The sequence below is a fragment of the Pseudovibrio sp. JE062 genome (assembly GCF_000156235.1).
In the GTDB taxonomy this organism is placed as follows: Bacteria; Pseudomonadota; Alphaproteobacteria; order Rhizobiales; family Stappiaceae; genus Pseudovibrio.
Genome location: NZ_DS996806.1, coordinates 588322 through 613930 on the forward strand (window position 1 = coordinate 588322; position 25609 = coordinate 613930).

Here is a 25609-nt window from a genome sequence, read left to right on the forward strand (position 1 = left end):
CTGCCTATTCTGTGTGTGCTTAGTTGAGGTAACGGGAACCGAAGCGGTTGAGCGCGTCTCTCAGGGTTTCCTGTTCATCCAAATGGCGGTTACTTTCCATCTCGTGATGGTCCAGCTGTGGGCTTTCCTCCGTCATGCGCAGATGATCACCTGAGTTCTCCTGAAGCTCTTCCAGGATGTGTTCAAAGACTTGCAGTCGTTCTTTTAGTGAATGCTCACCGCTGTGTTCCAAATAGTCTTTCAGTTTGGCTAGCTCAGCCTGCAAAATGGTGTTGTCTCTAATCTCTGACTGATAGGTGCTCATGATCCCCTCAAGAGCATTGACGTCTTCACCAGCATTTGGATTTTCTAAGCTCATTACAGGCCTCCTCATTTGGGGGAGCGTATGTTTATGCCTTGGGCGTACTTGTAAATATTATCTACCCAAAAAATGCAGTTGTTGGCGTTGCCTCTTGAAGTTTGGGTAAGTCTGTACCTAAGCAGAACCTGAGAGTTCTCAGAGAGTTTTAGCGGTTTCCATTCCTATTACCGGCGTTCTCCTAGGGCTCTACTTTGAGTTCTTTAACCATGATCGGCGTCTTGCTGATACTTTGCCTCACGGAGCAGTCTAGCTCCCGTCTTTCCTCACATGATGTCTAATGCAGATACTGCGAGGAAGTTGACGTGAGAAAAACAATAGGAGCACATGAGCTGGATGCTGCCACGTTGGAGTTTGGGCTTCTTGTCGGTCTGTTGATCCCGGAGGGCAAAGACCCAAAAGAGTATAAGCTCAACAAAGACTGGCTAAAAGACCCCGTTGCGCAGCTTCGCAAGCAATTGAAAACAATCAATAAAGACCTCAATACCTGTTTGAAGGATGCCTTGCACGCGCTGAGAACAGATACTGGTAAGACCGTGGATGATCCTGCTGAAATACTCAGCGAATGGAACCCGCTTCTCTTTCCAGCGATCGGCTTTGGTGGCCATGTCGGCGATCTGGGAGAGGTGCCAGCCATCGACTGGCTGTCTCTCATCACGAACGGCGGAGATGTGCCTGAAACCATCGCAGACTGGATGCAAAAAGTGGCTGGCAATCGCAAGACCCTTATGGCCTGGGGCGCAGCACTCGTTGGGCTCGTCACCGGGAAAATTGATCACCCAACTGGGAAAGGAACTTCAGAGAATCCTTATCTTTTTGAGATCAGAGAGATTGGTTCACTTGGAACTCTCTATCTCTCACTGGCTGGGAAGAAGGACAAAGACGGCAACGCGACATTGGTTCCCGGCCTCTCGTTCGATAGCGAACCGATTGATTTGGATGATGAGAGATAGTGTGAGGGAAGCTGTTTGCGTTTGAAAAAGTACTAAGCCAGAAAAGTAAAAAACTCCCGGAGGAGGCTTTGAAATTCTCTTATAAAATCAAGAGCGAAGGTGGTGCCGGCAGCAGGGATCGAACCCGCGCCCCCCTGATTACAAGTTGCAATTTGCAACTCACGTCCACTTACACTCTACTACGATTCAGTACTATGAATCAATGAGTTGTAGAAAATTATTTGCTCCTGCCTACCTTGCATTTCGCCGTGAAACTCGTACATTTGCTTACAATATGCTGACAAGAAACGGTAGGCATAGCGCAAGCGATCTATAAGGGGATGAGGCCTTGTTTTGCACAGGGCCATGAGAGAAGCCCAAAAGGTCGTCACAAGCTGTCAGGCCGTCAGAAACAGCAGCATTCGGGAAATACTTTTAACTTCTATTTTCGCATGTGGGGCGGCTCTTGTCATGGGCCGTCAGCGGGAGAGTTTTGTCTGATGCCCAATGTCACAAAACGGACGGTCGATGCAGCCAAGCCAACAGCGAAGAAGTACTTCGTGTGGGATGGCAAACTCTCGGGATTTGGGCTGCAGGTGATGCCAACCGGGCGCAAAACCTTCATTGTTCAATATCGCACCCTAGAAGGGCGTTCGTGCCGTCTGACCCTTGGGAAGTACGGCGAGCTGACACCGGATCAGGCGAGGGGGCTGGCTGTCGATGTTCTGGCTAAGGTGCGTAATGGAGAAGACCCGACCGTTAATCGCAAGATCATCCGCAACGCGCCAACGGTTGATGATCTGCTGGATATGTATTTGAGCGAGCATGTCGAGGTGCATAACAAGCCAAAGTCAGCTGTTGAGATCCGGCGGATTCTTGAGCGCTGTGTGCGGAAGCCCTTAGGCAAGGCGAAACTAGCTTCTGTTACACGGCAGGATATCTCCAAGCTTCATCGCTCCATGCGCAGAACTCCGCGACAAGCAAACCATGTGCTGGCGATCATCTCCAAGGCGTTCAACTTGGCTGAAATATGGGGCTTGAGGCCTGAACACAGTAACCCGGTTCGGTTGGTGAAGCGCTATAAGGAGAACGAGCGCGATCGGTTTCTAACTGGAGATGAGTTGCAGCGCTTGGGTAAGACGCTGGAGCTTGCGGAGAAAGAGGGGCTTCCATGGATCATCAAGGCTAAGCCTGAGAACCGCAAGCACTTGCGTCATGATATTGAAAAGCGCCGGACACCTGTGAACCCCATGGCGCTTTATTGCCTCAAATTGCTGCTCTATACGGGTGCACGGCTCATGGAGATCGCCTCACTCGAATGGAAGCATGTGGACTTTGAAGAAGGGGCTATTGCCTTGCCTTCCAAGAAAGGGGATGGCCGCAAACCTCATCCGGTCAGTGGGAATGTGCTGGACATCCTCTCCGACATACCGCGCTTGGATGGTTCCCCCTATGTGCTTGCCCGCATCAATGATCCAACACGGCATATTACCAAGGAGCTGGTGGAGAACGCATGGCAACGGGTGCGCCACCACGCAGACATACCTGATGTGCGCATTCATGACCTGCGCCACACAGTTGGCACCTTTGCCGCACAGTCAGGAAGCAATGCATTTCTGATTAGCCACCTGTTACGCCATCGCAACGTGACAATTACAAACCGTTATGTGAACCACGATGCGCACCCTATACGGGTGTTGTCAGAGACAGTTGGGGAGCGGATCGAGGCGGGGTTGAAGGGAGAGTGATTGTGAGTTTAGTCAAATTTGCAATAATAGGTTGTGGATCGTGATTGGGTGCAATAATCTATATTATTGATTCATATTCAGTTTTTGGCGCTCATGATGTCACAGTCAAATTTTCTTCATCTAAAAGCACTCAACTCGGATCTTTGTCGTCTTGGTATGGTTGCCGAGCAAGTGTTTTCTCTGGATGCAAATACCTGCCTTATCAAAACACGGCAATATACAGAGTTTATGGTCAAGGATGTAGCAGCACGTGCTGCTGCCTATCGAGCAGAAGACAAAGAAACTGCTTTTGCGCTCCTTAACCGATTGAGCCGCGATGGGATTTTGCCCAAGCAAGTTGCTGATATTTTCCATGCCGTTCGAAAGCCTGGGAATGATGCTGCCCATGGCGTTGAGGGAACGTCTAGCCAAGCGCTCACTTCGCTTAAATTCTGTATGGTGCTAGGGGTCTGGTATCAACGCAGCTACGGGCCTGATGTAAATTTTGAGCCACCGCCATTCATCGTACCCAAAGCACCAAAGGTATTATCTGTCGAGCTTGCTGCAGAAATCGCCGACTATAAAGAACAATCGAAGCTGTTTGAGGATCGCCTAAAAAAATTGGCGAAGAGCGACGAAGAAAGAGCAGCGGAGCTTGATCAAGTTCGACAAGAGGCTGAGCGAGCGGTCAGGTCTCTTAGTGATCTTGAAAAGCAAAATTCTGAACTCGAAAAAGCTATTGCAAAGCTTCAAGCAGAAGCTGAAGAGCAAACCGAGCAACAGTTGCAAAAGCTTAAGACGCTTGCGCAGAACGCAGCTGCGAAGCTTGAGCTAAACGAGAATGATACACGCAAGTTGATTGATCGTCAGTTGCAGGATGCTGGCTGGGAAGCTGATACTTCTATTCTTCGCTATTCATCTGGTGCTCGACCAGAAAAAGGACGGAACCAAGCAATTGCTGAGTGGCCAACTGAGGGCGGGCGCGTTGATTATGCTTTATTCGTTGGCCTTGAATGCGTTGGGGTCATTGAGGCAAAACGGCAATCTGCTGATGTCCCCAGTGTATTACAACAGGCTGATGAATACGCGCACAAGATCAAACTAGAGGCCAAGCAACTGCTTATAGATGCGCCTTGGCAGCATGGGCTTGATGAACCCTACCGAGTGCCCTTCATCTTTGCGAGTAATGGTCGTCCTTTTGTCCGGCAGTTCAAGACTAAATCTGGTATCTGGTTTAGAGATGTTCGCTTGCACACCAATCATGCAAATGCGTTGCCTAGTTGGTTTTCACCCGACGATTTAGCCGGAAAGTTAAAGCAGGATACTGAGCAGGCTAATAATGCGCTCGCCGAAGAGGCTTTTGGGCAGACTAGCCTGCGCCCTTACCAAGAAGAAGCTATTGATGCGGTTGAGAAAGAAATAGCAGGTGGCAAACGCTCTGTGCTGGTTGCAATGGCAACAGGTACTGGCAAAACGCGAACCTGTATCGCGCTTATGTATCGCCTGCTGAAAACCAAGCGTTTCAAGCGTATACTTTTTCTGGTTGATCGCACCGCCTTGGGAGATCAGACGACTGACGCCCTCAATACAACAGAGTTCGAGGGCTTTTATAAGTTCTCTCAGATTTATAATGTGGCTGGGCTTGATCAAAAACTACCTGATGATGCCACTCAAATACACGTCGCTACGGTACAATCGCTTGTGGCTCGCATTAACAATACAGAAGACCCCAAGGAGCGCCTTACTCCGGGGATGTATGATTGCATTGTTATTGATGAAGCGCACAGAGGCTACACGCTGGATGCAGATCTGAAAGAGGGCGAGGAAAACTATCGTGATGTTTCTGCCTATGAATCTGCTTATCGTAATGTGCTCAGCTATTTTGATGCAGTGAAAATTGGCCTGACTGCAACACCAGCGTTGCATACGTTGCAGATATTTGACTGCGAAAAGCCCTCATATTCCTATGGGTATCGTCAGGCTGTGGTTGAAGGCTTCTTGATTGATCACCTACCACCCAAGCGCATCACCACTGCGCTAGCAGAAGCTGGCATTACGTTTAATGGTGGTGAAGACGTGGAAATTGTGGATCGTCACACGGGCGAAGTCACACTTCATAATCTACCTGATGAAGTTGAACTGGAGTACGATCTCGCCAAATTCAATCGCCGCGTTTACTCAGAGAATTTCAACCGGATTGTCTGCCAGACCATTGCCAATGAAATTGCCCCTGATGCACCGGGCAAAACATTGATTTTTGCCGCAACGGATACTCATGCCGATGACATTGTGCGATTGCTGAAAGAAGAATTACGCGAGGAATACGGCGACCTTCACAATGATATGGTGATGAAAATTACCGGCTCTGTGCGCGACGCTAAAGGGCTTATCAAGAAATTCCGTAATGATCCGCTGCCTAAATATGTCGTCACAGTAGATCTTCTCACCACTGGCGTTGATATCCCTGTTCTTGCTAATCTGGTGTTTGTGCGCCGGGTGAAAAGCCGCATTCTGTATGATCAGATGATTGGCCGCGCTACGCGCCTATGCCCTGAAATCGGCAAGCAGAACTTCCGCATATTTGATGCGGTGGATCTTTATGCCGAGCTACAGCAAATGAGTGATATGCGTCCGGTTGTTGTAAAACCCAACATGCCATTGGTTGAGCTGATTGCAGATTTGGATCGTGCACCCAATGCGGAAGAAGAGAACTGGGTTGCTGGGCAGGTTGTGGTGAAGATGCGCGCACTTGCAAAACGCATGGATGAAGCGGGGCGAGAGGCGTTAGATAGTGCTATGGGCGGTGACGCTGATACCGTTATTAATGACCTATCGCGTAAAACAGGCGCGGAGGTAAAAGACTGGCTGAGCAAACACCCTCGCGCATTGGAAAATCTCGTTCGTGCTCTGGCGAAGAAAGATCCGCTTAAGAATGGCGTTGCCATTTCTTATCATGAAGATCAGCTGCTTCATATTCGTGAAGTGTTTGGAGACAACGCTACACCGGAAAGCTATATCGAGAGCTTTGAAGAATTTGTGCGAGAGAATATGAACAGTATTCCAGCAATGGTGGCTGTCACGCAAAAACCGCGCAATCTCACGCGCAAGGAGCTGACAGACTTAGCAGCTCAATTGGATGAAGCGCATTTTTCTGAGGCTATGCTCAGGGCTGCTTATGGTCGTGCTCGCAATGCGGATATTGCTGCCCACATCATCGGGTATGTACGCCAAGCCGCGCTAGGTGATCCGTTGGTGCCATATGCTAGTCGGGTGGAAAACGCTATTGAGAAGATTATTGGCTCGCGAGATTGGAAATCTAACCAAATTCAGTGGTTGCGGCGCATTGGCAGAGCGCTGAAAGATAAGCCGGTTGCTGACCCGTCCTTGCTGAATCAGGGCGTGTTTCAGGATAAAGGCGGGTTTAAACGTATCTCGAAAGAATTTGACGGGAAACTTGGTGATGTCCTTGAAGAAATCAACGAGGCGATCTGGACTTCTTCGGCTGCATAATCAATCTGCATAGCAAAATAAAATACGCTCCAACTGGAAGCCATACCCTATGAATACCAATAGTATCGTCCAGAAGCTCTGGCGTTTGTGTTCCGTTCTGCGCAAAGACGGCATCACCTATCAGCAATATGTGACAGAGCTGACCTATCTTCTTTTCCTTAAAATGATGCAGGAAAAGGAGAAGGAGGAGGGAGCAATACCAAGTGGTATGCGTTGGAACGATCTGGTGAAAACGGATGGCTTGCCTCAACTGGAGCTTTACCGTGATCTGCTTACCACGCTTGGCACCACTTCTTCCCGGTTGGGCAAAGATGATGAGCTTCTTCGTAAGCCGCACGAAACAGCCGTAGATGCCGAAAAAGCTACTTATAAGGACGGTAAGAGAATCCCGAAGATGGTGCAGGATATTTTTGAGAATTCTGCCACCTTCCTGCGTGATCCGGTAAACCTGAATAAGCTGGTAACAGAGATTGATAAGCTGGACTGGTACGATATTGAGCGTGATCAGTTTGGTGACCTTTATGAAGGTCTTTTGCAAAAGAACGCGGAAGAGACCAAAAAAGGGGCTGGGCAGTATTTCACACCGCGTGTGCTTATTGATGTGATTGTTGACTTGATGCAGCCGCAACCGGGCGAGCGTATTCAGGACCCGGCTACAGGTACAGGTGGCTTTTTGATTGCCGCTGACCGCTACATGAAAGCTCGCACAGACGGTTATTATGATCTGGGTGAAGAGGGCGCGAAGTTTCAAAAAGAGCAGGCCTTCCACGGCATGGAAAACGTGCGAGACACCTATCGCCTTTTGCTCATGAACCTTTATCTGCACGACTTTGATACTAGCCATATTCTGGCAGGTGATACGCTTTCTCCCAAAGGCGAAGGTATGGAAAAGGTGGATGTGATCCTCACCAATCCACCGTTTGGTCCGGCTGGTGGCAAGCCGACACGGGATGATCTTTCTGAGACAGCCAATGTTTCCAGCTATCAGCTGCCGTTTGTGGAACACTGCATCAGAGGTTTAAAGCCCGGTGGTCGTGCGGCCATCGTTATTCCTGATAATGTGTTGTTTGAAGATGGTAGGGGCAAAGCCCTGCGCCAAAAAATGATGCGGGAATGTGACGTGCACACCATCCTGCGCCTGCCGACGGGTATCTTCTATGCCCAAGGGGTGAAGACCAATGTGATCTTTCTTAAGAAAAGCACGACGGTCGAGCTTGCCAGCCTGAAAACTGATGAGACGAAGAAGCTCTGGGTTTATGACCTGCGCAGCCAGATGCCTCAGTTTGGCAAAACCAGTCCGTTGACTGAAGAGCATTTTGCCGAGTTTGTGAAAGCCTATGGGGCTGATGCAAATGGTGGTGCAAAGCGCACGGATGAAGGCGAGGAAGGCCGTTTCCGTTACTTTTCCCGTGATGAAATTACAGCGCGTGGCGATAATCTGGATATCACATGGCTGCGGGATGATGAGGAAGAGCAGGAAGAAGGCCTGAGTGAGCCGGAAGATATTGCTGCTGCAATCCTCGGGCATCTCACGGCTGCTATGAGCGAAGTTGAAGCGCTTTCCGTTGAGCTGGAGGAAACTGCTGAAGCAGTGGAGGCAGAGCAATGAGTGAGCTTCCAGAGGGGTGGGTTGAGACTGAGATAGAAAATATCTATGAAGTTGCAAGAGGTGGATCTCCACGTCCGATCAAAAGTTATCTCACTGCAGATGATGATGGTTTAAATTGGATCAAGATCTCTGATGCGACATCTGGTGGATATCGTATTGAGTCAACAGAACAGAAAATAACATCTGAAGGTCTACATAAAACGAGGCTAATTTATCCAGGTGATTTGCTTCTTTCAAACTCGATGAGTTTTGGTAAGCCTTATATTTCTGCGATTGAAGGATGCATCCACGATGGTTGGTTAGTTCTTGGTGGCTTTGGAAAAAAATGTGTCGATACGAGGTATATGCATCTCGCCTTAAGTAGTGAAGGAGTTCAAAAACAGTTTGACGAAAAAGCTTCAGGCTCAACTGTAAGGAACTTAAACACGGGAATAGTCAACTCTGTTAGAGTTCCACTTGCTCCCCTTGCTGAGCAAAAGCGGATTGTGGCGAAGATCGAGAGCCTGACGGCAAAATCCCGTATAGCGCGGGAGAACCTTGCCCGCATCGACACCCTCACCAAACGCTACAAACAGGCCATCCTCAAAAAGGCGTTTAGCGGGGAGCTGACGGCTGATTGGCGTGAGAAAAGCAGTAAAGATTGCTTAATCGATCTCAACGATGTTCTAAAAGAGCACGAAGTGATCTGGCAAAATAATATAGCAAAAAAAGGCAAATATGCGCGACCTAATGTTAAGCCTGCTGATGATTTAAGATCTTGGCATGAACTTTCATTGGAAGGGCTGGCATACGTAGTCGATCCTCACCCTAGTCATCGGACGCCACCAAAGGAAATAGGCGGCATTCCTTACGTTGGAGTTGGCGATGTGAAACTCGATGGGAAACTAGATTTTGCCGGTGCGAGGAAAGTTTCTCCTAAGGTTTTGAAAGACCACTTAAAGCGATATAGCCTGAAACGTGGTGACTTTGCGTATGGTAAAATTGGAACCATTGGTCAACCTTTTTTGTTGCCAGAAGCTCAAGAGTACGCATTATCTGCAAACGTCATTCTGATCCAACCTCGAAGCAAGTTTGCTACTGCTGAGTTCCTATACTACTTTTTTTTGTCACCGGTCGTTACACAGAAGATTTTGGGAGCATCTGTAGCAACATCTCAGGCGGCATTTGGAATTAAGAAAATGCGAGAGGTTTTGACGCCTCTTCCCTCTCTCTCTGAACAAAATGAAATCGTCACTCGCATTGAAAAAGCCTTTGCCAAGATTGATAAGCTAGCTGAGGAAGCCAAGCGAGCGCTGCATTCGGTGGATAGATTGGATGAAAAAATCCTTGCCAAAGCGTTCCGCGGTGAACTTGTGCCGCAGGACCCTGATGACGAGCCAGCCTCTGTTCTTCTTGAGCGCATCAAAGCAGAGCGGGCTGCGCAGCCCAAGGTGAAGCGGGCACGTAAACCCAGAAAAGCAAAAGAGGTGGCCTGATGGCGGCAAAGCTGTTCTTCTCTTATTCTCACAAAGATGAAGCCTTGCGGGATGAACTGGAAGTTCAGCTTGCCATGATGAAGCGCAGAAGCGAAATTGAGAACTGGCATGATCGCTGTATCATGCCCGGTGCTTCTTTCGATAAAAGCATAGATGAGAACCTGAATGCAGCTGATATCATCCTGATGCTGGTCAGCCCGGATTTTCTCGCTTCTGATTATTGCTATGATATTGAAGTGCAACGGGCATTAGAACGCCATAATGAAGGTTCTGCCCACGCAGTGGCGGTTATTTTGCGCCCTTGTGACTGGCAGCACCCACCGCTTTCGCAGTATCTGGCATTGCCGCAGGATGGAAAGCCCGTCACCAAATGGGCGGATAGGGATGAGGTGCTGCTGCACATCGTGAAAGAGCTGCGGCGGTTGATTGACACTATGCCCGCCAAGAGCAGTGCTGCGGCAGAAATAGTCATTCCTGATGAGCTTGAGATTAAGAGTGCTGAAGCTGCCATTTTAGCCCCTTTGCGCTCAGCGCGTTCTTCCAATCTTCGCGTTGCAAAGACGTTTAGTGAAGCAGATATTGATGGGTTTGTAGATGAGGCTTTTGAGTATCTCTTAAGCTACTTTCAGAACTCCCTATCAGAGCTGGAGGCTCGCTATCCGCAGATAAGCTCTCGCTTGCGCCGCATTGATGCCAACGTGTTTACTGCAACGCTCTATGAAAACGGGCAAAAGGTATCTGCGTGTAGTATCTTCCGAAACAGTTTTATGGGCAACAAGACCATTGCGTTGAACAATAGCGACAATGGTGACAATTCTAGCCTAAACCATTGGTTTTCTGCACAAACAGATAAACACAATATTTATTTTCAGTCCTCCGGTTTCTCTGGTGGGCAAGCGCAGAAGTTAACCATGGAAGGCGTCGCGGAAGATTGTTGGGCCGGGCTAATAAGTGTGTTGCAGTAGAGCAGTTTAGAGTACTTATTGGATATTTTGTGGGGTTTTTAGGGGATGGCGCAGGAATTATACTATAAGGACTACTTGATTGAATTTGCGTCTGTTCGTGGACTGGGGGTCGCCCAAATTTCATTGGGATCCCAGAAGCTTAAAGAAGCAGGCATATTTAAGGCAAAAACAGCTGGAGAAGCCCGCGATCAGGCCCTGTCTTGGTTGAAGCAGCGCGAAGAAAAAAGACGTTCTATGCGTACGGAAGCGCATATCGCTAGTTCTGAAGAGTACGCTGAAGCGTTTGGGCTTTCTGGTTTCCTTAGCGACTATCAAAAGAACTACCTTATTGAACACGCCAAGATGGGACGTGTGCGCATCACTGATGTAGCAGAAGCTGTAAAAGGCGACCTGTCTCATCAAGATGCACCATGGGCACCTGTGAACGCTGCCTATGGAAAGCTTGGAGTGAAACTTCGTGATCGCTTTGGCCTTACTCCAAAACTACGAAATGATGATTCTAAGATTTTTATTTCGCATCTTTTGTCTTGGGATGGAGATTATAAGGAAAAGAGCGAGTTTTGCTGTGAGTTGCTGCCTGAGGTGTTGCAAGGCATGGTGTTGGCCGGGTTGATTGATGAAGAGCACAGCGGTCAGATAGCTAACAAAACTGCTGTGATAGAAGCAGAAAAAGAGCTGGAACTAGAAGGGCGTAAAGCTCTTGTTGCGAATTTTGGTCGGGGCAATTTCTTGTGGGATGAGTGTTTAGAACGCTCCGCTATTGAAACATTCCACAGTGAGGACCTGTTTCAGCCTTGGAAGGAGCAGGATGAAGCTGCTTTCTATCGAAACGCGCACAGTAAAAAACGTCGTGATGGGACATTTCCAAATAGAGGAACTGTCACACGCTGGTATCGCCATATGACGGTACTTTCTCAGAGCTGTGGGGAAATTTGGTTTCATACTGCAGATGATAACATCTGGTGGACGATTACCACGGAAGAGGAAGCCACCTATGAAAATTCGATAGATCCAGACGGTAACAGAATTGTCGTTTGCTATAAACCATGCAGACCATGGTCTTGTCATGCTTTGAACGGCAAGGAGTTATTGAAATCTGCACTCAGCGATGATGCACAAAACAAGCTCGTTTGTCAGGGCACACTTATCAGAATGAGAGAACAGAACCTCTCCATGGCTTATGCTTTGATTGAAGGCGCTGACCTTTCAGGTTGGTCTGGTTCTCCTAATGAGCAAAATACTGGTTCTAAATCGGCTGACCGAAATGAAAGTCGACGCGATTCTATATCAGAAATGGTTAAGAACACGCTGGAGACAGTAAAACACTCGAATGGCCAACAGGTCTCGCAAACGAAGAGAAACAAAGAACTTCGTATGTCGAGACAGGAGCTTGAAGAACATATTTCTGAGTTGATCGAGAAACAGGATGACAAATGCGCAATCAGCGATTTAGCGCTTCAATATAGGGGACAGGAAACAGACAAGAACATGCTGGCGTCTTTAGATCGTATTGATAGCGATGGGCATTATGAGAAAGGAAACCTGCAAGTTGTCTGCCGTTTTATTAACTTTTGGAAGAAAGATAGTGAAAACGAAGAATTCTGCCGCCTCCTAAAGCTCCTTCGAGGACAAGCGGAATCCTTTGTGAACGGCGAAATGCTATGACTATTCCTGACTACCAAACCCTAATGCTTCCAGTTCTTCGACTTGCTGCTAACGAGGCTGTTCGCGTCGTTGATCTGGTAAAGCCAATTGCTACTGAGTTTTTGCTGTCTGATGATGACCTCGAAGAGCTATTGCCGAGTGGAAAAGGCAAACGGCTGAATAATCGTATTCATTGGGCAAAAACGTATCTCAGTAAGGCCGGATTACTGGAAAATCCTAGCCGAGGGTATTTTCTGGCAACAGACGAGGGGCACAAAGTCCTCGTGAGTTCGCCAGAGCGTATCGATAATGCATTCTTAACCCGCTATGAGAAGTTTCAGGAGTTTCGGGCTGGGGGCAAAGAAACGGATGAAAGCATTGGGACCCTCCATCTCTCGGGTACTGATGATAAAGCCACACCTGAAGAGCAGATAGACAATGCTTATGAGACGCTGAGAGCATCTCTAGGTACCGACCTGCTTGAAAGAATTTCACAGAACTCTCCGAGTTTCTTCGAGGGGCTGATCATCGATCTGATGATGTCTATGGGGTACGGTGGCTCCCATGCATCCGCCGCGCGTCAGTTGGGCCGCTCTGGTGATGGTGGTGTTGATGGTGTGATTGATGAGGATCGGTTGGGGCTTGACCGTGTGTATCTTCAAGCCAAGCGCTACAAGGCAGAGAATGTCGTCGGACGTCCTGAGGTTCAGGGTTTCGTAGGCTCACTTGTCGGCCTTGGGGCGACTAAAGGCATTTTTGTCACCACATCCAGTTTTAGTAAACAGGCACGAGACTACGCTGAAGGTCTGGTTCAGCGGATTATTCTGATTGATGGTGCTTTGCTAACTAAGCTCATGGTTGAGCATGGCGTGGGTGTGCGTACCAGCCGGACTATTTCGATCCAACGGATTGATGAAGATTTCTTTGCTGAAGAGCTGTGAGAATTAGACTAGCCTTCAATGTAGCTCTTAGAGGTAAGGAGAAGGTGGTTGATGGATGAAGAGTGCCAAGAACTTTTGGGTCTGCACGACTTGTCTTTTAGACAGGCGTTTGTGAGATTTGTTTGCCAAGCACCTGAAGTTCTTGAAGCCGTAAACTCTGTTCAAGTTGAAGCGCCAAGCTTTGGGCCTAGCGCAGAAACAATCATTCGTTATTGGACCTATAACAAGCATCCAAGATGGCCTGTCATTGCTGAGCCTCGAAAATGGGCATTCGATTTAACACGTGAAATCAAAGCCAAGTATACTCGTGTAAGAGGTAAGACGCGGGTTGTTCGAAAAGCGCGGAAGGCATTCTCGCCAGAAATGCAAGAGTATTATTTGGCGGTGTTCGGGCGATATGAAACGCTTATCTCTCATTTGGCTACGGGCAAACTGATTGCGAAAGGGCGAGATAGGCCGATTGCTGAAGAGATACTCATTCCCCCGGACCTTTGGACCTATACTCATACCCGGGTTGGAATAGAGAGTTGCACCTTAGGCCGCATAAATACGTGCAAGTGGGTGCAGGTCGCAGAAGGTTTGAAGATCTATCATCCGAGTAAACTGAAGGATGAGGCGTGCTTGCCAAAACAGGCAGGTTCAGGGCGTCCCAAAAAGTATCTATGGGATGAAGCCTACGATGTTCTTGTTCTCAGACTTGGACAAGAAGGCTTTCCAGAAAATGGTACTGAACTTGTTTCTATGTTTCTTGACTGCTTTCAGTGTATGCGAGGCGCATCTGTTCCAGATGCGGAGCAAGCCAGAACATGGCTGAAGAAAAAGAAGACTCAACTCTGGCGCAGGGTAGTTGATGGAGATGGGTAAAATAGTTTTATCTCCTTTTAACTGCTAGGGCTGCTGATACCTCGTCATGATCCCATCATCGCAAATGAGCGGAGATGATGGTTATGAGGACGGAACTGAACAGCGTTGAGAACGCTTTGATTACAGAAGCGGCGGCAGCGGATTATCTTGGAATTTCTATAAGGACCATACAGGCGTGGCGGGTGCGTGGTGGTGGGCCTAGTTTTGTGAAGATGGGAAAATCGGTAAGGTATCGGCCATCTGATATTCAGGCTTGGATTGAATCTCATTTGGCCAGCTCCACGAGTGAAGTGGAGGCAAGGTCATGAGACGGATTCGTAGACCAAAGCCTAGCATAGATTTCCAGCGCATAGCCAGAGCTGCTTTATTGCATGGGGATACCATCTGCAGGCAGTGGCTCCCCGGTGGGCGACTTTGTGGCTGCGAGTATACCGTGAAAAACCCGCGCCGGATGGATCGGCGGGCCGGTTCCTTCAAGATCAACATTGCTTCGGGCTTGTGGTGTGATTTTGCCACCGGCGAGGGTGGGCGTGATTTTATCAGCCTTGGAGCCTACTTGTTTTCGCTTTCGCAGAAGCAAGCTGCATGCAATCTGGCGGATATGATTGGAGTGGATGCTTATGAGTGATCCGTTTGCGCCAATCAAAACAGACCAAGCTACCAAATCTAATCGAACGCTGCCACAAAAGGCGATTGTGATACCGGTGCCAGGTGGGGCACCGGAGCCACCTGCTTTCCATCCTAAGCTTGGGGTGCCGTCGCATCGATGGACCTACCGAGATACAAGTGGTGCAGTGCTTGGCTATATCTGCCGTTTTGATATCGAAGGGGAGGCTAAGAGCTTTCGCCCGCTGTGTTTGTTTCAAGTTGGAGAACAGTTGAAATGGCGGTGGGAAACGTGGCCTCAACCGAGGCCGCTGTATGGTTTGGATCTTCTGGCAAAGGCTCCAGATGCGCCCATTGTTATTGTTGAGGGGGAGAAGGTCGCAGATGCTGCAAGGCAGTTGTTTCTGAGACATGTTTGTATCAGCTCTCCCGGTGGATCGAATGCGGCCAAGAAAGCGGACTGGTCAGCTCTTGAAAGGCGTCATGTCGTCATCTGGCCTGATGCGGATGAGGCTGGGCTAAAATTTGCTAATGATGTTGTTGGTTGCCTTGAGGAGATCGGGGTTGCATCTTTAACGGTTCTTGCGCTGCCGGATGATGTTCCTAAAGGCTGGGATGCGGCTGACGCCTTGGCGGATGGATGGACGCTAGAACAAGCTGAGGCCTTCGTGTTGTCTTCTCAGGCAGTGGACGCGCCGGAACCGGAAGCCAAGCCACGTGCGCGTGGTGTAAACTTGCTTTCAGTTGCGGAGGATCTGGAGCTTTGGCATTCGCCGCAAAAGGACGCCTTTGCCACCGTGTTGGTGAATGATCACTATGAGCATTGGCTGGTTGAGAGCCAAAGTTTCAAACGTTGGTTGGTGGGGCGGTATTATGAGAAGACCGGGCTTGCACCTTCAACACAGAACCTAGGTGACGCTTTGCGGGTGTTTGAGGTGCGGGCGTTGGAGCAAGGTGCCTGTCATGTGCCGTATATGCGGACTGGCTGGCAGGACGGAGAAAGCTGGCTCGATCTGGCAGATGAGAACTGGCGAGCAGTCCGTATCACCCGTGACGGTTGGGAGGTGGTGGGCAATCCTCCCGTAAAATTCATCCGCAAGCAGACTATGTCGCCGTTACCCGTGCCTGAAAAAGGGCACCAGATTGAGGAGATGCACCATCTTATCAATGCCGAGGAAGAAGACTGTAAGCTTATCCTTGGCTGGATGGTGGCGTCGTTGTGGGGGCGTAGTCGGAGTTATCCGGTTTTAGCGCTTGGTGGAGAGCAAGGCAGCGGCAAGAGTACTATGGCGCGACTGTTGCGGTCTATTACTGATCCCTGCGCGGTTTCGGCGTCCTCGCTTCCCAAAGATGAACGCGACCTGATGGTGATGGCACAAAACGGGCATGTGCTTAATTTCGATAATGTCTCTAAAATGGAAGGCTGGCTCTCTGATGCGATCTGCCGGATGGCGACGGGGAGTGGGTTTATCTCTCGCAAGCTGCACACGGATGGTGATGCCTATTGGTTTCAAGGGGCGCGGCCTGTGCTGCTTAATGGCATTCCTGCGCTAACTGAGCGGGCTGATCTGGCAGAGCGTGCGCTTTCTGTTCGTCTCAAGCGTATTGATGAGGTAGGCCGTCAGCCTGAAGAGTTGTTCTGGCAAGAGTGGGAGCAGCTCAAACCGCGTATGCTTGGTGCTCTACTAGATGCATTGAGCACAGCTATCCGCAACATTGAGAGTGTGCATCTGGATCGTCATCCACGCATGGCGGACTTTGCGCGGTTGATGGTGGCTGCGTCTTCTGGTCTTGGCTGGGAAGAGGGCGAGTTTCTGGAGGCTTATGAAAGCAATCGTAGGGGCACAGCAGAAGCTGTGTTTGAGGGTGATCCGGTTGCGGTGGCTCTTCATGAGTTTCTCATGGTTCGGCAAGGTGGTGAGAGCTGGGTGGGGACCGCAACTGAGTTGTTGGCAGAGCTGAACATGATTGTGAGTGATCAGATCAGGTCCTCACGGTTCTGGCCAACAAAGGTGAATGCGTTTGGCAATGCGGTAGATCGGGCAGCACCGCTGCTGAGGCAGAAGCGAATACAGGTAACCAAGAAAGCAACAGGTTCAAGGCGGTTGATTTATCTGGATGTGATTTGATCTGGGAAGCTAGCTGACATCATTGTAAGAATTGCTCTGATCTGTTGATTGCACGCTAGAGGTTTCACGAGTGATTTTAGAAGTTCAAAACCGTCCTAAGCAAAATATAGAGAGTTTTGTTGATGTGGATGGCGCAGTAAGGGCGCTGAAGAGCTATGGCCCTCATTCATATTTGTCTCTGACAAAAGCAAACGGCGACTATTTGCAAGTGGCAGGTGGAGGTCAAACTTGTGTGCTTGAGTGGGGTAAACAAGTTCCCAAATCACATCAACGTGCTGTGTTGGCCAAAGCGCGTGTTCCGTTTGTAGGGACGCAAACACTTATGTTTGGCGGCGGTGAACTCAAAGTTGAGCCAGAAGAGTTTTTGTCGACAACAGATGTTTTAAGCGTGTTGCATGCCTTTTGGGAGGGTGCTGAGTTTCCCTCTAATTTAAGTTGGCGCGATATGTCGAATGTCATTGGCTAAGTTCAGTGATACATGAAACCTATCGGTATCTCTGATCTAACAAGTTCTTTCGTGCTCGAAGGTCTGTGGGTCCTTCGCAGGCCTTTGTCTGCCTACGGGTAGTTCGGGACCACGGTGCAAGCGGCTATGTGATTTTCGCGAGGGCTTGATGTTTATGTTCATGTTGTTGTTCTCCCTTTTTAGCCCCGCTAATCCCATGGGTTTGTGGAGGAATTCGGTTTCCTTGCATTGACACCTTGCGTTGTTCATCGCATGGTCAGTTTGAGGCGTCAGAACCTCTTTTCAAGTAGCGGTCACCGCAGCCGTTAGTCAGCGGTCTTTTGTGTTTGGGGGTAAGTCTTCAAACGCAAACTCTCGCTTATGGGCGGGAGGGCGGTGAATACAATACCCTTTGCGGGGGAATAAACCCGCCTGTCTACTTGCAGGTTCTGAACCTCCCGCTCACCAGTGGGCCGTCAGAAGCCTTCTGCTGAGTGGTTCTTCAAAACCTAAAGTAGAGGGCTTGAAATGACTGATACTGGTAAAGAGAAATGTGCCCATACATCCCTTCGCAATGAAGTGGGTCAACTTAGCCTTTCCAGCAACCACCTCAAAAATCTGGTTTATTCTATGAGTGTGGTTCTGAGCGAGCGCATGGAGCACACACAGGAATATGAAGCGTTGCTGACGCTGTTTGATACTGTGCGCAATCACATTGAAGACGTGCAGGGTAGTAGCGAGAAGATTTCTGAGCTGCTTGATCCTTGTGCGCTGGAAATCTCAAAAGACGAATAGTATGGAATGAAGAGAGGCTTTGCCTCTCACGGAATATTCTGGCTTGGGAAGCGTGATGCTTCTCAGGCCTTTTTTTGGGGGGAGATGCAGGTCCAATAGATTTGGTTAAAGGACGAGTAAGGAGGTAATTTATGTTTTGCTCGAAGCCCGACATGCATCATCATTGGATTGGGAGGACTATTTTTCAGATACTACTATAGTGTTAAGGTGCTGCGACTGAGTGTAATGTTTCGAGTTGCTAGGGCGGAATATTTGCCGATTAGTGGCAGATTTCACCTCCCATATATACACCTGATAGTGTTTTCTTTTAGGGTTTTCTGGACTTGGTGCTGTGCGCCGTGTGTGAAGCTTATGAGGAAACTCAAAGTCTTGCATCTTCTCAAAGAGGCTTCGAAGTATAGGGATTCTTGAACTCACAGTTGGGACTAATGAAGTGGCGTGAATAATGTTGTTATCGATCCTTAATAGCGGCCTCTTCATAGTAGGTGAGTTAGCGTCAGTAAAATCCTTACGATCAAAAATTTGGTCTAAACGTTCCTTCTTGCCAGCCAATAGAAAGAAGCATCTTGCTTGATTGTGATGAGCTATCAGCTCTAATCTAATCAGATCCCATAAAATGTCCTTAGTTGATGGAAGAGTGCGGCCTGCCCATTTGGTCTCTACTGCTATAGGAAGCTCATCCGCTCTGCCTTTAACATAGAAGTCTACTTCTGGCCGCCTTCCTGGACCTTGGCCTGTGTTTGATAGGACTGGATGTTTCCACTCAGCTTCCGTGCGATTCCCGCTTCTTGCGCTTAGAATTTGTCCGACCGGTGCCGTAAGATATTTCTCATTGAAAAGTCCGCTCCTGTTGCACGCAGTCTCAAAATGTAACCAAGAAGAGACGCCATAAGAAAGTATTTTTGCTAAATCCATTTCTGGTTTATTCCCTAACGATTGACTTTAACAAGCTAGAGGCATCGCCTGTTGTTGGTGGTGACAAAATTGGTACAATCAAACCATGGATGCTAGCTTTGTTAATAGTCTTTTTGTCTAGAGAGCGATTGCAAGTTGACCTTTTTCACCGAGTGAAAGCTGGTCATGACAACCTCTGACAACTGACTGTCAGCTCCAACCTCTCCAACCCCCGCAGAAAGCCTAGTCTCTGACAGCTAGTGACGGCATTCACAGCTTTTCCAGTATTAAGTTGAAAGAGAATTTAGAGGGGGTGGGAGGGGCGAAATCCTGCTTACCAAAACGCCCATTTGCTTACCATATGCTGACAAAAGCCAGAAAAGCAAAAAGCCTCCCGGAGGAGGCTTTGAAATTCTCTTGTAAAATCAAGAGCGAAGGTGGTGCCGGCAGCAGGGATCGAACCCGCGACCCCCTGATTACAAGTCAGGTGCTCTACCATCTGAGCTATACCGGCGTCGCCTTCGTTGGAGGGGTATTTACGGGCGCTGGCGGGGTTTGTAAATCCCAAAAATGCAAAAATTTGGAAGAATTCACAGGGGATGGAATTTTTCGGGCTAATTTGGGCTTGATCTGGTGGATTTGAGAGTTCTTTTCCACATGTGGCGGGTGCAGCCTATTGATATTGATAGAAAAATTAGTGGGATGCGCGTTTGCGTTGTTTTGTGCGTTTGTTTGCGTTGATTGCGATTTTTCTGCGTTTGTGTGTGAGGGACCTCTGAATTTTGGTGCGTGTTCGGCTGAAGCTGGAGGGAGTGGTTTGCTGAAGGGGAGCTGTGCACTTATTCCCCTGTGGTGCAGGTGGAGCGGTGTCAGTGTTCAGTGCCGACTATTGCCTTTCAAGAGTAGGGGGCATGCATATGCGAAATCGTAATGCCGGATTGATTGAGCGAGATTGCCGCTTAGACGGGATTGTCGTTAGCCGGGAACAGCGTTTGGATGAGGTCGCCGGTTGGTAGGGAGTATCATTTGATTGGAGACGGGGTGTTGCTGTGATGGTGGGTTCATGTCTTTCGGATTTAAGTGTGGCGCTGTGGTGATTGGCGCAAGTCTTTTAGGTGTGGGGGTATTGCAGCGGGGCGGCTCCAGTCTTTCGAGTGTGAGAGTGTTGCAGTGGTGGTCGGCCAAGTCTTGCGGATGTGTGTTTTGCTGCGGTGGTCTGCTCAGGTCTGACTGACGTGAGTGGGGTAGTCCGGGGCTTTTTTGTGAGGCGGTATGGCAGTGGAGTTCACGGAGTTGGGGGGAATGCAATACTGCGGTGTTGCTGGTGAAGTTTTAGTGGGATGCGGCATGCTTAGCTGGGCTGAAAAGGGATGTCGCTTTGATGGTGGTGCGGTGAGATAGGTCTTGACGGGGCGGGTGGCCTGTTGGATTGCAAGCTCGATAGCTCGATAGCTCGATAGCTCGATAGCTCGATAGCTCGATAGCTCGATAGCTCGATAGCTCGATAGCTCGATAGCTCGATAGCTCGATAGCTCGATAGCTCGATAGCTCGATAGCTCGATAGCTCGATAGCTCGATAGCTCGATAGCTCGATAGCTCGATAGCTCGATAGCTCGATAGCTCGATAGCTCGATAGCTCGATAGCTCGATAGCTCGATAGCTCGATAGCTCGATAGCTCGATAGCTCGATAGCTCGATAGCTCGATAGCTCGATAGCTCGATAGCTCGATAGCTCGATAGCTCGATAGCTCGATAGCTCGATAGCTCGATAGCTCGATAGCTCGATAGCTCGATAGCTCGATAGCTCGATAGCTCGATAGCTCGATAGCTCGATAGCTCGATGAGTTTCTTCTTCTTAAATACTCCAGCTTCTTTCAGCGTGAGAGGGCTTGCCTTGTGGCGTGTGGTCAGCCGCGGGTCAGAGGTATGAAATGCTCGTCTGTACAGGAAGATACTTACAAGTTATATTTCCGAGTGAATTTGATTAAATATGGCATAATTAAGATTATTCATCTTATATGCTCTGTATAAGTTATATGAATTCAAATATTATTGGGATTAGTGTGTAGATATATATATTATCTAAAATGCAATTAAAAAACTTTCATAGAGACATGTTCTTTGAGTCAAGTAATGGCTCTGACTATACTTGAAGACTCTCCGGGACTCCGAGTATGTCCGCCAGATATATCAGAAAATGATATGCTTGGCGGAGAATAGAATATGACTAATGAAACTGGTACACCGGATGAGTTTGAGCCGACTGTACTTGAAAATCACCCTGATGGTTGCGGTTGTTCATGCTGTTCTGAGAATGTTTCAGAAAATGAAGATGGTGCGACTGGCTCAGGGACTGCCAGAGTCAAAAGAGCTGGCACACTGAATGAGCTTTCCGATTTTTTGGAGAGAGGCTATTGGGGAACGCCCAATTACTTCAACTTAAGCGATACTGGCGATAACGCTAAGTCTGGCAGACTCACTTACAATGTAACGGGCAACTTTAAAGATGCAGACGGCTTGGGTGAGCTGGCTGCAGAGCGGGTTCGCGAAGCGATGGACTATGTCGCGTCCGTAACCGGTATTGAAATTGTTGAAACAACAGATCAGGTTGCTGAATTCAACTTTAAAGATAATGGCAAAGGTGCAGGTGCAGGCCACGGCGGGTATGCGTATCAGCGCGACCTTGATGCCTGGTACTCGGATTATACGGTCATCAACCTGCCTGCAGGCAACGGGCATGGACGACATGATAGTGATACAGGGCATTTCGTTCATACAGTCCTTCATGAGATCGGCCACGCGCTTGGCTTGGGTCATCAGGGTCCGTACAATGGAGCGAGACCTAACTATCCAAATGGTGTGAGGTTCCTGAATGACTCCCGGCATGTTTCTGTCATGTCCTATCTCGCTCAGGAGAAGAACTACACATCAGGCGCTTCAAACGCGTATCCGCAAACTTTTGCTGCTGCTGACCTGTTGGCGCTGGATAAGATTTACGGTGATCAAAGCTATAACGGCAAAACCTTTGGCACCCACAATGCGTTCCTTGGTGATACCGTCTACGGCTTTAACACCAACATCTCAGATGAAAACAACTTCCGAATGGTCAATCTGGCCAAGTATGGAGATAACAACTCCTACACGCTTGTAGATGGAGGTGGCAATGACACCTTGGATCTGTCTGGCTTCAGAAAGGCAACGATAGATCTGCGCGTCACTCAGGCCGATGACACCATGCCATATTCCTCCTCTGTTGACGGAGAGCGAAAGAACATCAGCATTGCGGTGGGCACTGTCATTGAAAATGCAGTAGGAACCCGCGGTAATGACAAGATTACCGGCAACCATGCGGATAACCATCTGTGGGGTGGTCGCGGTAATAACAAGATGTATGGCCTTGAGGGGGATGATCACTTCTACCTTGAAGCTGGCAACGATGTCATGGACGGCGGCGAAGGCTCTGACTGGCTGCATATCGATACTGATAGGGATATGACCATCGACCTTAATAAGGAGGAACTGGTCTCTTCATTCGGTCGTGACAAGATCATCAGCATCGAGAATGTTGATAGTGGGTCCGGTGATGACCGTATTATCGGCAATGAGGCTGCCAACGAGCTGGAAGGCAATGATGGCGATGATACCCTTTATGGTAATGGCGGCAACGACTACCTGAAGGGCGGCAACGGCAATGATGAGCTGCATGGTGGTGCCGGCAATGATCGTTTTGATCTGGATGCGGGTGATGATCAGATTCACGGCGGTGAAGGAACGGATACCATCTACTTCTATGGTCGTCAGGATGCGCGTGTTGATCTGACTGAAAACACCATCGAAACTGCGTATGGCAACGACACAATCTCCGGGATTGAGAGCATTTCTGCTGGTCATGGCAATGACTATCTTCGTGGCAATGCAGAGGACAACAGCATTCGCGGTAACGGCGGTGATGACATCATCCTTGGTGAAGCCGGTGATGATTATCTCAGCGGCTCCCATGGCAATGATGAGCTTTACGGCGGAACCGGGAACGACACCTTGAACGAAGGTTCTGGTGATGATCTGGTTGAAGCTGGTGAGGGCAATGACCGCATTATCCTTGGAGATGGCAATGACATTCTCGATGGTGGTGCTGGTAATGACCGGATTACCATCAATAGCAAGAAAGGTGCTCGTATCGATCTGGCTGTGACGGATGCGCAGGATACCGGCTACGGTATGGACAAGATCACCAATGTGGAGAACATTACCGGCAACAAGCATGATGATGTGTTTGCAGGCACAGATGGTTCCAACTCTCTGCGTGGCATGGGCGGCGATGATGTGATCGATGGCCGTGGCGGCGATGATAAGCTGGAAGGCAATGACGGGAACGACAAAATCAACGGCGGTGCCGGAGATGATATCATCTTTGGTGGTTCGGGCGATGATGAGCTGACCGGTGGGGATGGCAAAGACCTGCTTTATGGCGGCAGCGGTGATGATGTCTTCATTATAGGGCAGGGCAAAGACCTGCTGGACGGTGGCGCTGGACATGACATTGTGCGGGCGTCCAATGATGAAGCTCTGGTCGTTGATCTGAAACATACCCGTCTTGTCACAGCTTCTGGCGTTAAAATCCTGCGCGGCATTGAGGGCTTTGAAGCTGGCGGTGGTGATGACCGGCTGATCGGTACAGAGGGTGATAACACTCTGATCGGTAATGCAGGCAATGATGTGCTGTCCGGTCTGGGTGGCAATGACCTTCTTGATGGCGGTGAGGGTGACGACAAGCTCTACGGCGGTGCTGGTGACGACACCCTTGTTGGCGGTGCTGGGGATGACATTCTTGAAGCTGCGGAAGGCAATAATGTGCTGCATGGAGATGCGGGCAATGATCTGCTGACCACAGGCGATGGGGATGATGAGCTGCATGGCGGCGCCGGTGAAGACAAGCTGACCTCAGGTGCAGGCAACGACAGGCTGTTTGGTGATAATGGTTCTGATGAACTGCGCGCCGGTGCGGGGGATGATGAGCTGCACGGCGGGGCTGGTGAAGATCAGCTTTATGGCGAAGATGGAAATGACACGCTGCATGGCGGGGATGGCGACGACATTCTGCGCGGTGAAGCTGGAGATGATGAGCTGCATGGTGATGCAGGCAATGACAACCTGATCGACACTGAAGGGAACAACGCCCTGTTTGGTGGTGATGGGGATGATTATCTTGAAGCTGGTGACGGCAAAGACATTCTTGATGGTGGTGCCGGCAATGACACCATTCTTCTCTCCCGAGGCCGCGACACCATTCGTGGTGGCGACGGGGTTGATCATCTGATTGCTGATTATGAAGAGAACCTGTCGATTAATCTGTCTTACACATCTGCGCGGAACACCGGGATTGGACAGGCATCTATTACTGGCATTGAGAACGTCACCACGTCTTCTGGTCGGGATCGGGTGACTGGTAATGACGCAGACAACATCATCAAAACCCATGCCGGTGAAGACACTCTTAATGGTGGTGCCGGCAATGATAGCCTGTGGGGTGGTGATGACCGTGACTTGCTAAATGGCGGTGATGGTAATGACCTTCTGGAAGGTGAAGCCGACAATGATACGCTGAATGGCGGTGCTGGTGATGATGTGGTCAATGCGGGTGACGGCAATGACAAAATTACCCTTGATGAGGGCAATGACATCATCCGTGGTGGTGAAGGTGAAGACAGGCTGATTGTATCCGGCTCAAAAGCTGCCCGTATTGATCTGAATGCGAGTGGTGCTCAGCAAACCGGTTACGGCCTTGATGTGATCTCTGGCATTGAAAACATCAGTGGCGGTGATGGAGATGATCATCTGACCGGTAATGACCTTCGCAATGAGTTCCATGGCGGAAACGGCGATGATGTGCTGATCGGTGCCGGTGGTGATGACTACCTGCAGGGTGGTGATGGAAATGACACCCTCCTTGGCGGTCTTGGTAATGATAACCTGATTGGTGGAGCTGGTGATGACACTGTCAATGGTGATGACGGTTCTGACTTGATCACGCTCGGCTCTGGCACGGATATCATTGATGGTGGCGATGGCCGGGATACTCTCAGATACGATGGTTCTGAAAGTTTAACGGTGAATCTGTCCCGTACGGACTTCCAGAACACTGGTATTGGCCAGCTGAAGGTTTCCAATGTTGAAGTGGTTGAGGGTGGTTCTGGTGATGATGTGCTGATCGGTGATGAGGTTGCCAACACGCTGCGAGGCGGAAGTGGAGCTGATACACTGCAAGGTGGCGGTGGCCGGGACTATATTGTTCTAGGCAATGATGATGCGGTTGACCGTGTGGTCTACACATCCGTTTCTGACGTTACCCTTGAAGGTGCTGCTGAGCTGGTTAGCGGATTTGACAAGGGGGAAGATCTTTTCGACTTCCGTCAGATTGACGCCAATACCGACAATGATGGTGATCAGGCCTTCCTGTTTAGTGACGATGGCGCCGCTGCGAACTCCGTGTGGGTCACCGCTTATCGCTCCACTCAGTATGTTTATGCGGATGTGGATGGGGATGCCCAGGCTGACTTCAAGATTGCAGTCAGCAAAGCAGATGCGCTGAGCGCTGAGGACTTCCTCCTCTAAGCATCAGCCTTGATACAAAAGAACCGCCGCGGCTTTCTGCATTTTGCGGGAGCTGCGGCGGTTTTGTTTTGAGATGATCTGTTCTGACTTTATGCCGGGCTGA

16 protein-coding genes and 1 tRNA gene are annotated in these 25609 nt (G+C 49.3%); 15 read left to right on the forward strand and 2 right to left on the reverse strand.

Annotation, left to right across the window (positions count from 1 at the left end):
- Positions 1-19: 19 nt before the first annotated feature.
- Entirely contained in the window at positions 20-358 is a 339-nt protein-coding gene (locus tag PJE062_RS07040; protein ID WP_008547559.1) for a hypothetical protein, read from the reverse strand.
- A 305-nt stretch (positions 359-663) separates the two neighbouring features.
- Between PJE062_RS07040 and PJE062_RS07045 the strand changes: the two genes are divergently transcribed.
- From PJE062_RS07045 to PJE062_RS07110, 14 genes are all read left to right on the forward strand, one after another.
- Positions 664-1311 carry a hypothetical protein gene (locus PJE062_RS07045; RefSeq protein ID WP_008547770.1) on the forward strand — a complete coding sequence of 216 codons (648 nt, stop codon included), beginning with the start codon at positions 664-666 and terminating at the stop codon, positions 1309-1311.
- A 479-nt stretch (positions 1312-1790) separates the two neighbouring features.
- On the forward strand, positions 1791-3038 hold the full coding sequence (locus PJE062_RS07050; RefSeq protein ID WP_008548164.1) for a site-specific integrase: 1248 nt from the start codon (positions 1791-1793) through the stop codon (positions 3036-3038).
- Positions 3039-3134: 96 nt separating this feature from the next.
- Positions 3135-6527 carry a type I restriction-modification system endonuclease gene (gene hsdR, locus PJE062_RS07055; RefSeq protein ID WP_198136826.1) on the forward strand — a complete coding sequence of 1131 codons (3393 nt, stop codon included), beginning with the start codon at positions 3135-3137 and terminating at the stop codon, positions 6525-6527.
- A 49-nt stretch (positions 6528-6576) separates the two neighbouring features.
- Entirely contained in the window at positions 6577-8136 is a 1560-nt protein-coding gene (locus PJE062_RS07060) for an N-6 DNA methylase (protein ID WP_008547745.1), read from the forward strand.
- Complete coding sequence (locus PJE062_RS25755) at positions 8133-9611, forward strand: restriction endonuclease subunit S (protein ID WP_008547531.1); 1479 nt, start codon at positions 8133-8135, stop codon at positions 9609-9611. The genes PJE062_RS07060 and PJE062_RS25755 overlap by 4 nt, the downstream gene beginning before the upstream one ends.
- A complete protein-coding gene (locus PJE062_RS07070; protein ID WP_008547593.1) occupies positions 9611-10576 on the forward strand; it encodes a toll/interleukin-1 receptor domain-containing protein in 966 nt (321 codons plus the stop codon). Before PJE062_RS25755 ends, PJE062_RS07070 begins: the two co-directional genes overlap by 1 nt.
- Positions 10577-10621: 45 nt before the next feature.
- The gene (locus PJE062_RS26500) at positions 10622-12241 is read left to right on the forward strand and encodes a hypothetical protein (protein ID WP_008547553.1); all 1620 of its coding nucleotides are present in this window, start codon (positions 10622-10624) and stop codon (positions 12239-12241) included.
- Positions 12238-13161 (forward strand): restriction endonuclease, encoded by a 924-nt coding sequence (locus tag PJE062_RS07080; protein WP_008548120.1) that lies wholly within the window; start codon positions 12238-12240, stop codon positions 13159-13161. The genes PJE062_RS26500 and PJE062_RS07080 overlap by 4 nt, the downstream gene beginning before the upstream one ends.
- Positions 13162-13212: 51 nt before the next feature.
- Entirely contained in the window at positions 13213-14025 is an 813-nt protein-coding gene (locus PJE062_RS07085; RefSeq protein ID WP_008548032.1) for a hypothetical protein, read from the forward strand.
- Positions 14026-14108: 83 nt separating this feature from the next.
- On the forward strand, positions 14109-14333 hold the full coding sequence (locus PJE062_RS07090; protein ID WP_198136827.1) for an AlpA family transcriptional regulator: 225 nt from the start codon (positions 14109-14111) through the stop codon (positions 14331-14333).
- 125 nt (positions 14334-14458) lie between these two features.
- Positions 14459-14653 carry a hypothetical protein gene (locus PJE062_RS27065; protein ID WP_008548163.1) on the forward strand — a complete coding sequence of 65 codons (195 nt, stop codon included), beginning with the start codon at positions 14459-14461 and terminating at the stop codon, positions 14651-14653.
- Positions 14646-16760, forward strand: a complete 2115-nt coding sequence (locus PJE062_RS07100) for a DUF6371 domain-containing protein (protein ID WP_008547568.1) — start codon at positions 14646-14648, stop codon at positions 16758-16760. Before PJE062_RS27065 ends, PJE062_RS07100 begins: the two co-directional genes overlap by 8 nt.
- A 70-nt stretch (positions 16761-16830) precedes the next feature.
- Positions 16831-17226 carry a hypothetical protein gene (locus tag PJE062_RS07105; protein ID WP_008547750.1) on the forward strand — a complete coding sequence of 132 codons (396 nt, stop codon included), beginning with the start codon at positions 16831-16833 and terminating at the stop codon, positions 17224-17226.
- 507 nt (positions 17227-17733) lie between these two features.
- Positions 17734-18000, forward strand: a complete 267-nt coding sequence (locus tag PJE062_RS07110) for a hypothetical protein (protein ID WP_008547537.1) — start codon at positions 17734-17736, stop codon at positions 17998-18000.
- A gap of 1332 nt (positions 18001-19332) precedes the next feature.
- On the opposite strand, the gene PJE062_RS07120 is transcribed toward PJE062_RS07110, so the two are convergent.
- A tRNA-Thr gene (locus tag PJE062_RS07120) sits at positions 19333-19408 on the reverse strand.
- Between the two features lie 1709 nt (positions 19409-21117).
- On the opposite strand from PJE062_RS07120, the gene PJE062_RS26880 reads away from it, so the two are divergent.
- On the forward strand, positions 21118-25506 hold the full coding sequence (locus PJE062_RS26880) for a M10 family metallopeptidase C-terminal domain-containing protein (RefSeq protein WP_247643105.1): 4389 nt from the start codon (positions 21118-21120) through the stop codon (positions 25504-25506).
- The last annotated feature ends 103 nt before the right edge of the window (positions 25507-25609 follow it).